Here is a 13,067-nt window from a genome sequence, read left to right as displayed (position 1 = left end):
TTTTACGAGGTCGGCAATCCGACAGAAGATGACGCAAATCAGTATTTCAGCAGCCTGCTAGTGGCCATCTGCCTCTCTCCTCACTCCGTCGCACGGCTTACGGCCGCCAACGAACGTCTACGATAGCAATATGAACGACACAATTTTTGGAAAGCGAATCTTGGTTGGGCTTACTTACCTTGATGCTTCGGGAGGCGTGGCGAAACAAATTCAGCTTCACGGAATCATCTCGCGGCTGGCTGCGCATTCACTTTATTTTGAGCGAGCGGATGGTAATGGGGAGTTTTCGATCCCGTTTGATGGTGAACTGGATGTCGCTGATCCAGATTCCACCTATACGCTTCGGTCGACAGGCGAAACCATAACTGGAGTTCACTTCATCGCATCGTGGACGATTCATCCTAACCTCGATCAGCGCTAGCCAACCAGGCTGAAGCAGCCCTGCGGAAGTTCCGTTGTGACCTTGGTTGAAGGCATTGATGCCATTCAAAGGCGATAAGCGGTAAGCCACGAGGTCATATTATAGTGGACCCCGAGTTTGGGACAGTGGTTTAAGCTGTCGTCCGCGAAAGGATGATAGCAAATGAGTGAAGGTAAGAAACGCAGGGTGCACACGGCGGAATTCAAGGCCAAGGTCGGCCTGGAAGCGGTACGCGGGGTGAAGACGGTGACGGAGATCGCGCAGGAGTTCGGCGTGCATCCGGTGCTGGTCGGCCAGTGGAAGAAGGAAATTCTGGAGAACGCGGGAGCGCTATTCGACGTCAAACGCGGCCCGAAGCCGGTGGACGAAAGCAGCCCAGAGGACAAGCTGTACAGCGAGATCGGCAAGCTGAAGATGCAGGTAGATTGGCTTAAAAAAAAGCTAGGGGAATGAGCCCGGCCGAGCGCTCGCAATGGATCGAGCAAGGCGCTGAAATGCCGTTGGCCATGCAATGCGAGCTGGCAAGCGTGCCGCGCTCCTGGATCTACCGGCGCCTGGAAGCGGCAGCCCGACAGCAGTGTTTGGACGAAGAGGACTTGCAGCTGCGCGGCTTGATCGACGAGGAATATACAAATCGGCCGTTTTATGGCAGCCGGCGCATGGTGGTATTTCTGCGTGGTCGAGGCCACTGCGTCAACCGCAAGCGCGTGCAGCGCCTGATGCGCGAAATGGGCTTGGCGGGCATGGCGCCGGGCCCGGCGACGAGCAAACCGAATCCGGAGCACAAGGTCTATCCTTACCTGCTACGAGGCGTGGCGGTGACGCGACCGAACCAAGTGTGGAGCACGGATATCACATATATCCGACTGGCGCGCGGCTTCGCTTATCTGGTGGCCATCATCGACTGGTATAGCCGCAAAGTGCTGTCCTGGCGTATCAGCAACAGCATGGACGCGTCGTTCTGCGTGGATTGCCTGGAGGACGCTTTGCGCCACCACGGAACGCCTGAGGTGTTTAACAGCGACCAGGGATCGCAGTTCACCAGCAAGGCGTTTACCGACGTGCTCAAGCGTGAAGCAGTGAGCATCAGCATGGACGGTCGCGGGCGGGCGCTGGACAATATATTCGTCGAGCTGCTGTGGCGGAACGTGAAGTACGAAGATGTCTACCTGAAGGGCTATGCCAATATGGCCGAATTGACGTTGGGGCTGACGCAGTATTTTGCGTTCTACAACGCTGAGCGGCCGCACCAGGCACTGGGCTATCAAACGCCAGCCTCCGTCTACAGCGCTGGCGTTGGTGGTGGTGCGCTGATCGTTGATCGGTTTGGTGACTCGGACGAGGAACAGAAGAAAAGTAATGCGGGCCAGCGCCGAGCAGCTGAGGAAATGGATACAGCTTAAATTACGCAGCAAAGTGTCTTGACTGATGGGTCCACTTTACAATCCCGTCTCCGAAGAAAGCTAAAAAGTGGAATTCGTTCTGGGACCGTTACTTATACGAGCTGCGTCAGATCGAAGAGTTCACTCACCCAAGGTTGATTTGAAAGGGCTATTTGGAATTGGTTACTATTGCAGAAAACGATGGTCGCGATGACGGAAATGAGCATTGAATATTTAGATGAAAAGGATGTCGTCATCCGAATTCGGAATCGGTTCCCTGGCGAAGCAGATCGCACAGATGCTTGGTTGCGAGAGCGTGGTTGGGATGACCTGAACGAGGTGCCATACGTCTGGATTGAAGCTTTCGCCGACCGAACAAGTGACGCGGTTCGCTTGGCAGACTGGAATATGGTGATTGAACACACGAAGTTCCTGGCTGCGGAGTATCGGAAGGGCTCCGACGCAGTGCGCAAACTTGTTGACGTTGCTTATGCAGAAAACTTGATGTGGAATCTTGGTGCAGAGGACAAAACCGCTGGCTGGCCGAACATCGCGAAAGAAGTTCGCGCTTTGTACGAGAAAACCTGGGGCGCCCGCGAATGGATGCATCGAAACTAAACGCAAGTTCAGGGGAACAATCCAGCGGACGCCTTACGGCGCGGCTGATCATGCACGTTGGGCCAAGGAATTCGGTCCTCGCAAATTTGCTTGAGTCGGATACCTTCACCCGACGGATGTTCATGTCGATGCAGCACTATTGAGAACAACGAATCGATGACGAATCTCATCCTTCCCGCAGGCACGCATGCCGCCGAAATTGCGCTATTTTCGATAGGCCATGCCGGGGAGTGTCAATCCGACTTTACCGGGATTTTCGCCTCACGAGGACTGATCGGCAGTTCTACCTACAAAGCGCTCCAGCAGCGGCAAGTGTCCCAGAAGCTTGACTACCCGAACATCGTGATTGAATCGAGGTGCGTTTGATGATGACATTCCATCGTTTGGCAACGATCCACTACATCGGTGCGATGTGCGCCACCTGGGTGCTATCGGGAATCTGGAATTATCTGTCATACGGCTACATGATTGGCCAATACTATTTCGATGAGGTATGGGGCATGTCCGATTTTATGCTTGAGACTCTACTTGCTGGTTTCTTGCCGGGGCTACTCGCTGGAGGCAGCATGTTGATCAGGCTTCGTAAAATGCGTGGCGCGGTAGAACGCGCCTGGAAGCGGGATCCCTGGACTCTCATCATTGTGATTATTGCTGTCTGCGTTTCCCACTATATTTTTTGGTACGGCATAAGAGCATTGTGCTGTGGAACTACATGGTGAACTTGAATCTGATGAAAGAACTCGTAATCTCGCTCGACTCGGATTTTCTCCAGAGCGCTCGCAGATCGCTCTCTGATCAGTTCCAGGCCATCCTCTGGCGAGTCCGAGTCTTCGTAATTCAATAGGCTCGCCTGCCGCCATGTCCCACGCCATCGAGTGGTACTGGACGCCGAACCATTCCTTAAACATCTTCAGCGTGCGCTTCTGGGGCCGCCACGATTCCAGCGTGTACCATTCGTTCAGGTTGCGCTCGAAGAACATGCTCCAGCGGCGATGCACCCACCGCTCGGCATCTTGCGGCCCATCCAAGGAAGCAGGCACAAGGAACGCGTTCTGCTCTTGCCGCAGTTTGTTGAGCGACATACCGAGCGGCGTCGCGATGAAGCCAACATTCAGTTGGCTGCTTCGCGAAGCGCGTTCTGGTAAGACGTTCAAAAAATTATGGTCGCAGAGCTGCCCCAATTGCCTCGCCGAGCGTAGTGGTTTTCCTACCGATGAGTTCCGACAGGGTGCTTGACGTGCTGTCCAACTCGCCCGCTTGCGCCTTGAGATCCGCGTCAATCACCACTTCTATGATCATGGGCGGCAAGCCAAAGGTCGATAGCGTTGCGGCATAGTCTTGAGGCGGCAGATCGGTGTATCCGATGTGTTTTGCCGTTTGGGCCGAGATTTCGGCGGCGAATTCGGTCATCGAAAAGGCTCGGTCGCCTGCCAGTTCGTAGGTCTGGTTGGCATGACCAGCACTGCTTAAGACCTTGACTGCCGCCGCCGCGTAGTCTGCACGAGTAGCGGAGGCGAAACGACCTTCCCCCGCACTACCGATGACAGCGCCATTGGCGATTGCCGCCCCGACCAAACCAGTATGATTTTCCAGGTACCAGCCGTTGCGCAGGATGACGTATTCGAGACCAGACTGCTTCAGGTAGGCTTCGGTTTCCCGATGCTCGCGAGCGAGAATCATGCTGGACGTATCGGCACGCAGCATGCTTGTGTACGCGATCGATGTCACGCCCGACTGCTTGGCCGCATCGATCACGGCCCTATGCTGCCGCAACCGCTCCCCGGGTTGGACGGCGGAGATCAGCAGGAGCTTGTCCACGCCGCGTAAGGCAGCCTTCAGAGTGTCGGGGCGATCATAGTCGCCCATACGCACTTCTACTCCCATTGCATGTAAGGCCTGCGCCTCTGCGGGGCGACGGACCAGGCCAACGATTTGTGATGCCGGGACGGCGCTCAGCAAGCCTCGAATCACCAACTGCCCCAGTTGTCCGTTTGCTCCAGTAATACCGATCATATCGATTCCTTCCGAAAGTGAATGTGGTCGGATGGTAGCAAGAACCACATCAGCGAAAAACGTGCTCGGCAGTAATTGATTGTTCAGTTAATATTGACAATATCTTCGAAGTGGAAAGCCTGGTCGTGGAAATTAACTTGAATCGCATGCATGCCTTCGTCAGCATCGTTGATGCTGGCTCCCTAACCCGCGCTGCGCATAACATGGGACTGACGAAGGCGATGCTCAGCACGCACTTAAAACAATTGGAGTTGGAACTCGGCTGCAGCCTCCTCACACGGACGACGCGCGCACTAGCACTTACCGATGTCGGGGAGCGCTTCTACAATGATTGCGTTAAGCTGCTTGGCGACGCGCAGCGCGCCATCGACGCTGCACGCTCTGGTCAAACCAAGCTGAGCGGCGAGCTGCGCGTTACTTCAACGCTTGAGTTTGGAATACATGCGGTAATTCCGGCGCTTGCTGCTTTTGCCAAGCAGCACGTGGATCTTGCGGTCGATTTTTCCGGGTCGACAGGGTTGGCGAATTTGGTTGCGGAGCGCTTCGATCTTGCGATCCGTCTCGGGCGGCTGGAGGATTCCGGCTACCATGCCACGACACTAGGGTCGTTCGACATTGTTTTAGTGGCGTCACCCGACTATGTACGTGACAATGGCGTCCCCAAATCACCTCAAGACCTCGAACGCTTGCGTTGGATCGTGCTCTCGGGATTCGATCAGAGAATCCGGATGACCAGGCGCGACGGAGCCGCGACACCTTTTGCAGTACCCTTCAGGGGCGCCATTCAAGCCGACAGCGCAGAAGCCAAGCGGCACTTTACGCTGGCCAGCGCAGGTATTGCCGTGCTGCCGGAATGGATCGTGCAAGACGACTTGCGGGATCAGAGGCTAGTACGTCTTCTGCCGGACTATGACATGCCGCGCCAGGGAATCCACGCGGTATATCCCCAAACACGGCACGTCCCAGCGAAAGTGCGCCATTTCATCGACTTCCTGCGCGAGTACATCGCAACCACTCAGCGGCGCCCGCCATCCCGAGCATAGGTAACCCGACTGGCAACCGAGCCTGCGAAGACCTACTTCTTCGCTACCGGCCAGATACAGCCGATCTTCACCCGTGGGCACGTAATTGATGTCTGTTACCCGCACTTGCTTGGGCTGCATCGGCGAAAAGTACTACTCCAGCACATTGGCCACCGGCAGACGCTACTTGCAGCGCAGTTCAAGCTTCTGCCAGAGACGCCGTATCCGGTCACCGCTGCGGGGGCGAGGCCGGTCGCCTTCTTGATCGGGTCAAGTGCCGTGCCGTCAAAATCCATGCCGTTCAAGGTGCAATGACCTTGACGGCCAAGTCCATCAACTGACGCATTACCCTGTGTGCACATTTTCACGTTGAAGCGGCGGAGTTTCTCCGCTCGCTTCGCGATTGCTTAGGCGTTGAATTCGAAATTCGCGATTGCTCTCGCTAACTTCGATCAGCGGCCTTCGCTGCCTTGTGCACCTCGGTCCTCACTGCTGCGGTTGCTGCTGATTGTGTTTGGCGATTTCGTTGCCAACGTAGCCGCCGCCGATAGCACCGACGATGGTGGCGACCTTACGGCCATTGCCGCCGCCTACCTGATTGCCAATCAGGCCACCCACCACGGCTCCAATGCCGATGCCAAGTGCACTGTTCTGTGGTGCTTGCGCTGGTGCCGGTGCTTGCGCTGGCACCGTCGCAGGTTGGGAAACTGCGGCCGACATTGGTGCCTGCGATTCAGATGGCACGACACGCGAAGCTGGCATGCTGGTGCGATGTGAAACAGACTTATGCTCGACTACGCGGGGGGCTTCTTGCGCAGGCATTGGCGCCACAACCGCAGCGGGCGTCGTAACCGCAGCCACCGGCGCGGCGGCATCGTTGGACATCGTGGACGCATGCGAATTCGGCAGAAGGCCTGCGATTGAAGCTGCTCCAACCAGACTTACAAGCGCCACCGAAGCGGCCGCGATGACCATCATTGGATGAATTGGGGTGCGTGCGCTGTTTTCCATTTTTGTCCTCACAGAAGATTCGCCATCAGTGGCGCATGCTCATAAAACGGCTTGGAAGGAAAACACGGTGACGCAGAAATTGTTTCGTCAGTAAGGAAATGTTACGGGCGGCGCGGTAGCTTGAAATTGAGGGAAGGGCTTGTCATTTGGCTATCCCTTTATTCTGGTGCGTGCTGTTCTTGGCAAGGTGGTCGCGTGTGTGCAGCCCGCTGGCACTGCGTAATATTTCGAGAGAATTCGAACAGGCGCCTGACGGTACAATATTGCACCTCATTACCGCCGCACAGGCGGCAGCCTTGAAATATGAAGACCCAATTCTTTACCGCGACGAGCCTGGACGGCTTTATCGCGACGGAAGACGATTCGCTCGACTGGTTGTTCCCGCTCGGCGACGTCAATGACAGCAGTTATCCAGAATTCATCGCCCAGATCGGCGCCATTGCAATGGGCTCCTCCACCTACCAGTGGATGTGGCGCAATGCGGAAACGGTGGCGGCGGAAGTGGGATCGCCCTGGCCTTATTCGCAGCCGACGTGGGTGTTTTCGTCGCGTACCTTGCCGGCGATTCCCGGTGCAGACCTGCGCTTCGTGCAGGGCGACGTGCGCGATGTGCATGCCGCCATGCGCGCTGCCGCGGACGGGAAGAATATCTGGATCGTGGGCGGCGGCGACCTGGCCGGGCAATTCCATGATGCCGGCCTGCTGGACGAGTTGATCGTGCAGGTTGGCTCAGTGACGCTGGGACGTGGCAAACCGCTGTTCCCGCGCCGGCTGACGAACCCGCCGCTGCTGCTGCAATCGGCACGGCAGATCGGCAGCGGCATGGCGGAATTGCGCTATCTGGTTCCGGGACGCTGAACCCATGCTGATCCGTCCTTACCAGACATCCGATTGGCAGCGGATCTGCCAGGTGCATGATGCTGCGCGCAAGTTCGAACTCGAGGCCAGCGGCCTGGCCGATGCCTTCCTGACGCTGGAAGAAACCGGCGAGGAAGAGGGCCTGTTCGATGCCACGCTGCTGGTGGCGGAGGTCGATGGCGTCGTGGCAGGCTTTGCCGGCTTCACCGACGACGAAGTCACCTGGATGTATGTCGACCCTGCCCGCTACCGGCAGGGAATAGGCCGCGCGCTGCTTGATGCGGTATTACGCGAATCCGGCAAGCCTTTGTCGCTCGACGTGCTGGTCGGGAATGCCGCGGCGCTGGCCTTGTATCAAAGTGCCGGTTTCAAGATCATCGACACGATCAGCGGCAAGCTGGCGGGCAACGAGCAGTTTGCCGCGTCGGCACATGTATTACATAACTCTAACTCTCTACTGGGGAAATAAATGCTGGACAGGACTAATTACTTCGTCAAAGAACACGTCGGCTTGCTTAAACTGACGGATGCCTACGATATCATCGATCCGGAAACGCAGCAGCAACTGGGCGTGGCGCAGGAAAAACTGAGCTTCCTGGTGCAGGCCCTGCGCCTGGTGATCGACAAACGCGTCCTGCCGACCAAAGTGGAAATTTCAGACAAAGCCAACGGGCCTGCGCTGCTGACGATGAAGCGCGGCATCACCTTGCTGCGTTCCCGCATCGAAATCCTGGACGGCTCCGGCCAGGCGATCGGCTACTTCAAGTCCAAGCTGTTCAGCCTGGGCGGCGGCTTCTTCGTCTACGATATGCGCGACCAGTTGATCGCGGAAGTGAAGGGCGACTGGAAAGGCTGGAACTTCAAGTTCATCGACGCCAGCGGCAATGAAAAGGGCTCCGTCAGTAAGAAATGGGCGGGCATCGGCAAGGAACTGTTCACCACCGCCGACAACTACATGATCTCGATTGCCGAAGACTTCAAGGCTAATGCCGGCCTGCTGCTGGCGGCCGGCCTGGCCATCGACATTGTCTACAAAGAGAGATAAGCTTTCCGCGTCACAGGCTATTCCAGATAGGAGACGACCCATGAAGATGCAAAAGCTGTTGTTGCTGTCGCTCGCCGCATGCGTTGCGGGCGCGGCGATCGGGCAGGATAAGCCGAACACCACGCAGGAGCAGTCCAATCAGCAAAAGGCGTCGTCTTCCATCAAGATGCGGGCGGCCAGTTCGGCGCGTACCGCCACCGGCGTGAAAAGCAGCCCGCAGCAGGATGCGCAAGCCCGTTATGAGCGTGCGGAAAAGGTGGCGGGCAGCGTGCAGAAAAAGACCAGCGACACCGCCAGTGCGGCGGCTTCAAACACCAAGTAAGCCAGGCCTGCTAACGCAGGCTGTCGATGGCATTCGCCACTTCGTCCGGCACGTCCTTCTGCAGGTAGTGCCCGGACTTCTCGACGGTCTCCACTTTTGGCGCGCCGGCCAGGCGCAGCGTGCGCGAGCAGCCGTCACACGAGGCACTCCTGAAACTCAGGCGGCATTTTGCCAAAAGAATAACATCCGCAAGTGCCATTGCACACGTTCGGTTTGCAAAATAAATAACTTTTCAATTAGTATTGGCTTTTCACTATTTCAAGGCAAGGCGATGGCTGGAGCAACCCGTAACGTGGCAGTTCAATCGGCATCGCGCGCCAGCGCCGCCATCGGTTCCCTGATTTTCTCCGTGTTCGGCGCGGGCTGGCTGATCGTCTGGTCCCAGAAAACCATGGGACGGGTGCCTGTCGTCTGGGGCGCCATCGCGCTGCTTGGACTTGGCATGCTGCTGGCGGCGATCATGCAGTTCAAGCGCAACCAGGAGGCTCACGCGGCGGAATCCGGTTCCGAGGAGAGCAAGCGTGCGGCCAAAGTGTTCAATTGGGTCAACGCCGGCCAGGGCATAGCGATTTTCCTGGCGCTGAATGTGGCCAATAACATCGGCCATCCGGAGTGGTTCATCCCGGCATTTATCTTCGTGGTGGGGCTGCACTTCATCCCGCTGGCGCCGGTGTTCAGGGCGCCGCGCCATTACGTGGTTGGCGTGGCGCTGATGCTGCTGGCGCTCGCTTATCCCCTGCTGGCCAAGGGCGGCGCGGCTGACCCGGTCGGCTGCCTGGGCACCGGCCTGATTCTCTGGGCCAGCGCGATTTCCGGGCTGTTGCCGGCACGGAGCGCGCAGCGATAACGGGTACAATCATGGCCAGACATTCTGAACGAGCTGGCATGAGCATTCAAACCGACAACTTCACGGAGCAGCGCATTATCGATGCGGCGCCCACCTCGCCCAACGAGGAGGCCATTGAGCGCGCGCTGCGTCCCAAGCACCTGGACGAATACGTCGGCCAGTCCAAGATCCGCGACCAGCTGGAAATCTTCATTACGGCGGCCCGCAAGCGCAGCGAGGCCCTGGACCACACTCTGCTGTTCGGCCCCCCGGGCCTGGGCAAGACCACGCTGGCCAATATCATTGCGCGCGAAATGGGCGTCAACCTGCGCCAGACGTCCGGCCCGGTGCTGGAGCGCCCGGGCGACCTGGCGGCCATCCTGACCAACCTGGAAGCGAACGACGTCCTCTTCATCGACGAGATCCACCGCCTGTCGCCCGTGGTCGAGGAGATCCTGTACCCAGCGCTGGAAGACTACCAGATCGACATCATGATCGGCGAAGGCCCGGCGGCGCGCAGCGTCAAGCTGGACCTGCAGCCCTTCACCCTGGTCGGCGCCACCACCCGCGCCGGCATGCTGACCAACCCGCTGCGCGACCGTTTCGGCATCGTGGCGCGCCTGGAGTTCTACACCACCGATGAACTGGCGAAGATCGTCGCCCGCAGCGCCGCGCTGCTGAAGGCCAATATCGACGACGCCGGCGCGGTGGAAATCGCCCGCCGCGCGCGCGGTACGCCGCGTATCGCCAACCGCCTGCTGCGCCGGGTGCGCGACTATGCGGAAGTGAAGGGCAACGGCGACATTTCGCGCGAGCAGGCCGATGCGGCGCTGCGCATGCTGGACGTCGACCACGCGGGCTTCGACGTGATGGACCGCAAGCTGCTCGAAGCGGTGCTGTACAAATTCGGCGGTGGCCCGGTCGGCATCGGCAACCTGGCGGCCGCCATCGGCGAGGCCGCGGATACTATCGAGGATGTATTGGAACCTTACTTGATCCAGCAGGGCTACCTGCAACGCACACCGCGCGGCCGGGTCGCCACCGCGCTCGCTTACCAGCATTTCGGCGTCAACCCGCCGCGCACCAACGCCAGCGGGGACCTGTGGGATGCGTAAGCTGGTAGCGCTGGGCGCGGCGGCGCTGGCCGCGCAAATCGCATCGGCCGCCGTGCCGGTGCAAGGATATGCAATCAAGGCGGCTTACCCGCACGATCCGCAAGCGTTCACCCAGGGCCTGTTCTTCAAGGATGGCTTCCTGTGGGAGAGCACGGGCCAGTACGGAGCGTCTTCGGTGCGCAAGGTGGAGCTGGCCACCGGCAAGGTGCTGCAAAAGCGCGATCTGCCGGAAAAAGTGTTCGGCGAAGGCATTGCGCCGCACGGCGACAGCATCGTCGGCATCACCTGGATGAACCAGGCCGGCTATGTGATGGATCAGGGCAGTTTCGCCATCAAGGGCACCTTCAATTACCTGGGCGAGGGCTGGGGCCTGACCAGCGACGGCGAGCGCCTGTATATGAGCGACGGCACGCCGGAGATCCGCGTTCTCGATCCCAAGACTTTCGGCGAACAGCGCCGCATCCAGGTGACCGCCGATGGCCAGCCGCTGATGCAGATCAATGAACTGGAGTGGGTGGAAGGGCAGATCTATGCCAATGTCTGGCAGAGCGACCGCATCGCCCGCATCGACCCGGCCAGCGGCCAGGTGCTGGGCTGGATCGATTTGTCCGGCCTGGCCGCCACCGCCAAGGTGGGGGCGGATGCCGACAATGTCCTGAACGGCATTGCCTACGACGCCAAGTCGCGCCGCCTGTTTGTGACCGGCAAGCGCTGGCCGAAGCTGTTCGAGATCGAGCTGAAGTCCCACAAGAAGAAGTAACTTTCGGTAGGCTTGCCTCGGCCAGTTTTCCGCGCAAGAATAGGGTGAGAACTCATCCTGGCGGAGACTGACCGTGCGCGCTCGTTCCAGCAGCTTGTTCTGGAAGCTGTTCCTGCATGTCGGCGCGCTGCTGGCAGGCTGCGCTCTGGTCGTTTCGGCATTATTGCCTGTTCTGATCAGCGATAACGCGGAACGGGATGCGGTCGATGCGGCCCAGGCCACCGTGCGCCAGTTCCTGCTGCTGCGCAAGTACTACACCGAAAACGTGGCGGCGCGCGTGCTGTCGCAGTCCGATCTGCAGGTCGACGCGGACTATCGCACCAAGCAGAACGCGATCCCGCTGCCGGCCACCATGATCCACGACCTGAGCGCCCTGATGCAGGGCAGCGGCACCGCGGTCAAGCTGTACAGCCCCTATCCCTTCCCCCAGCGGCGCGAGCGCCCCAGCGACCAGTTCGCGCAGGATGCCTGGAACTACCTGCAGAAGACGCCGGAGGGCGTGTTCTCCCGGACCGAAACACGGTGCGCGTGGCCCTGGCCGACCGCATGAGCGCCCAGGCTTGCGTGTCCTGCCATAACAGCCACCCGCAAAGCCCGAAGACCGACTGGAAGCTGGGCGATGTGCGCGGTGTACTGGAAGTCGATTCGACGCGGGAGGCGGCCCGCGCCTCCCGCATTGCGAGCTGGGTATTGATCGCCTTCGGCTCGGTGCTGGCCCTGGTGTCGCTTTCACTGCGCATTTTCTACCAGCGCAATGTGGCACGGCCGCTGCATCGGGCGCTGGATTCGGCGCGCGCCCTGGCCAGTTCGCGCGCCGGCCACGTGGAAGCGGTGCAAGCCCTCGCGGGCGGCAACCTGGATCACGGCTTCACGCCCGTGCCTTTGCCCGAGGTGGACATGAGCGGCGTGGCGCACGACGAGGCGGGCGACTTGCTGCAATCGGTGGCGGAACTGGCGGAGTCGCAGCGCAGCTTCGACGAGGCGTTCGCCAAGATGACGGAGGCGCTACGCAGCAGCAACCTGGCCGAGCGTGAGCGGGACTGGCTCAAGTCGAGCCAGAATGAACTCAACACCGTCATGCGCGGCGAACAGGACCTGGCGGTGCTGAGCCAGCGCCTGCTCGACTTCCTGGCCAGGCTGCTGGGCGCGCGCGTTGGCGCGCTGTATGTGGACGAAGGGCAGGGCGCGGGCGTGTGCCTGCTGGCCGGCTATGGATTGGTGCTGGAGCGCCATCCGCAGCGCGTGGTGGCGGGCGAAGGGCTGGCGGGGCAGGCTATCCGCGACGGCAAGCGCGTGCTGGTCGGCGCCGCCCCCCCCGGGCTACCTGGAAATCAGTTCGGCCCTGGGCAACGCGGCGCCGTCCGCGGTGCTGGTGATGCCTTTGCAGCATGGGCGCAATATGGTGGGGGTGATGGAGCTGGGCGCCTTCCGCGCGTTCAGCGAGAACGAGCTGGCCTTCGTCGACCTGAGCCTGGAGGCCATGGCGATCGGGCTGGAAGTGAATATCACCCGCCAGCGCACGGGCGCCTTGCTGGCGGAAACGGCGCAGCAGGCGGAGGAATTGCGGGTGCAGCAGGAAGAGCTCCAGCAAAGCAATTCGGAGCTGGAGGAGCGCGCCGATCTGCTGGAACGGCAGCGCGAGGAAATCCAGCGCGTCAGCGCCTATAAGAGCGA

At 59.6% G+C, this 13,067-nt stretch carries 17 protein-coding genes; 14 read left to right on the top strand and 3 right to left on the bottom strand.

Annotated features, from left to right (window positions below):
* The first annotated feature begins 130 nt into the window (after positions 1-130).
* From H597_RS34780 to H597_RS0111380, 4 genes are all read left to right on the top strand, one after another.
* A complete protein-coding gene (locus H597_RS34780; RefSeq protein ID WP_154668057.1) occupies positions 131-421 on the top strand; it encodes a hypothetical protein in 291 nt (96 codons plus the stop codon).
* Positions 422-583: 162 nt separating this feature from the next.
* Positions 584-1,824 (top strand): IS3 family transposase gene (locus H597_RS0111395; protein ID WP_229632150.1). Its coding sequence is split into 2 segments (ribosomal slippage): positions 584-869 and positions 869-1,824, totalling 1,242 coding nucleotides; the frame shifts between segments, so codons are not numbered across the junction.
* Between the two features lie 180 nt (positions 1,825-2,004).
* Entirely contained in the window at positions 2,005-2,421 is a 417-nt protein-coding gene (locus tag H597_RS0111390) for a DUF7674 family protein (protein WP_154668056.1), read from the top strand.
* A 365-nt stretch (positions 2,422-2,786) separates the two neighbouring features.
* The gene (locus tag H597_RS0111380; RefSeq protein ID WP_028102253.1) at positions 2,787-3,140 is read left to right on the top strand and encodes a hypothetical protein; all 354 of its coding nucleotides are present in this window, start codon (positions 2,787-2,789) and stop codon (positions 3,138-3,140) included.
* Positions 3,141-3,579: 439 nt separating this feature from the next.
* Here the strand turns inward: H597_RS0111380 and H597_RS0111370 are convergent, their stop codons facing one another.
* Positions 3,580-4,434, bottom strand: a complete 855-nt coding sequence (locus H597_RS0111370; RefSeq protein ID WP_028102252.1) for an SDR family oxidoreductase — start codon at positions 4,432-4,434, stop codon at positions 3,580-3,582.
* A 110-nt stretch (positions 4,435-4,544) separates the two neighbouring features.
* Here H597_RS0111370 and H597_RS0111365 point away from each other — a divergent pair, with 110 nt between their 5' ends.
* Entirely contained in the window at positions 4,545-5,477 is a 933-nt protein-coding gene (locus H597_RS0111365) for a LysR family transcriptional regulator (RefSeq protein WP_229632149.1), read from the top strand.
* A gap of 465 nt (positions 5,478-5,942) precedes the next feature.
* On the opposite strand, the gene H597_RS34075 is transcribed toward H597_RS0111365, so the two are convergent.
* Positions 5,943-6,467 carry a glycine zipper 2TM domain-containing protein gene (locus tag H597_RS34075; protein ID WP_035373914.1) on the bottom strand — a complete coding sequence of 175 codons (525 nt, stop codon included), beginning with the start codon at positions 6,465-6,467 and terminating at the stop codon, positions 5,943-5,945.
* A gap of 303 nt (positions 6,468-6,770) precedes the next feature.
* On the opposite strand from H597_RS34075, the gene H597_RS0111355 reads away from it, so the two are divergent.
* The 4 genes from H597_RS0111355 to H597_RS0111340 are packed head-to-tail and all read left to right on the top strand — an operon-like array spanning position 6,771 to position 8,692.
* A complete protein-coding gene (locus H597_RS0111355) occupies positions 6,771-7,325 on the top strand; it encodes a dihydrofolate reductase family protein (protein ID WP_028102250.1) in 555 nt (184 codons plus the stop codon).
* Positions 7,326-7,329: 4 nt separating this feature from the next.
* Positions 7,330-7,794: a GNAT family N-acetyltransferase gene (locus H597_RS0111350; RefSeq protein ID WP_028102249.1), complete on the top strand. Its 465-nt coding sequence runs from the start codon at positions 7,330-7,332 to the stop codon at positions 7,792-7,794.
* A complete protein-coding gene (locus tag H597_RS0111345) occupies positions 7,795-8,370 on the top strand; it encodes an LURP-one-related family protein (RefSeq protein ID WP_028102248.1) in 576 nt (191 codons plus the stop codon).
* Positions 8,371-8,410: 40 nt separating this feature from the next.
* Entirely contained in the window at positions 8,411-8,692 is a 282-nt protein-coding gene (locus H597_RS0111340) for a hypothetical protein (protein WP_028102247.1), read from the top strand.
* 10 nt (positions 8,693-8,702) lie between these two features.
* On the opposite strand, the gene H597_RS0111335 is transcribed toward H597_RS0111340, so the two are convergent.
* A complete protein-coding gene (locus H597_RS0111335; RefSeq protein WP_154668055.1) occupies positions 8,703-8,867 on the bottom strand; it encodes a hypothetical protein in 165 nt (54 codons plus the stop codon).
* A 96-nt stretch (positions 8,868-8,963) separates the two neighbouring features.
* On the opposite strand from H597_RS0111335, the gene H597_RS33245 reads away from it, so the two are divergent.
* The 5 genes from H597_RS33245 (at position 8,964) to H597_RS34070 (ending at position 13,061) form a co-directional block, all read left to right on the top strand.
* Complete coding sequence (locus H597_RS33245) at positions 8,964-9,539, top strand: hypothetical protein (protein ID WP_051293706.1); 576 nt, start codon at positions 8,964-8,966, stop codon at positions 9,537-9,539.
* A 38-nt stretch (positions 9,540-9,577) separates the two neighbouring features.
* On the top strand, positions 9,578-10,633 hold the full coding sequence (gene ruvB / locus H597_RS0111325; protein WP_028102245.1) for a Holliday junction branch migration DNA helicase RuvB: 1,056 nt from the start codon (positions 9,578-9,580) through the stop codon (positions 10,631-10,633).
* On the top strand, positions 10,626-11,393 hold the full coding sequence (locus H597_RS0111320; protein ID WP_028102244.1) for a glutaminyl-peptide cyclotransferase: 768 nt from the start codon (positions 10,626-10,628) through the stop codon (positions 11,391-11,393). Before ruvB ends, H597_RS0111320 begins: the two co-directional genes overlap by 8 nt.
* Positions 11,394-11,466: 73 nt before the next feature.
* Positions 11,467-11,943, top strand: a complete 477-nt coding sequence (locus H597_RS30565; RefSeq protein ID WP_154668054.1) for a hypothetical protein — start codon at positions 11,467-11,469, stop codon at positions 11,941-11,943.
* Positions 11,944-12,014: 71 nt separating this feature from the next.
* Positions 12,015-13,061 (top strand): GAF domain-containing protein, encoded by a 1,047-nt coding sequence (locus H597_RS34070; protein WP_229632148.1) that lies wholly within the window; start codon positions 12,015-12,017, stop codon positions 13,059-13,061.
* The last annotated feature ends 6 nt before the right edge of the window (positions 13,062-13,067 follow it).

The organism is Pseudoduganella violaceinigra DSM 15887, from assembly GCF_000425385.1.
Lineage (GTDB): Bacteria > Pseudomonadota > Gammaproteobacteria > Burkholderiales > Burkholderiaceae_D > Rugamonas > Rugamonas violaceinigra.
This window is presented reverse-complemented; position numbering and strand designations above follow the sequence as displayed.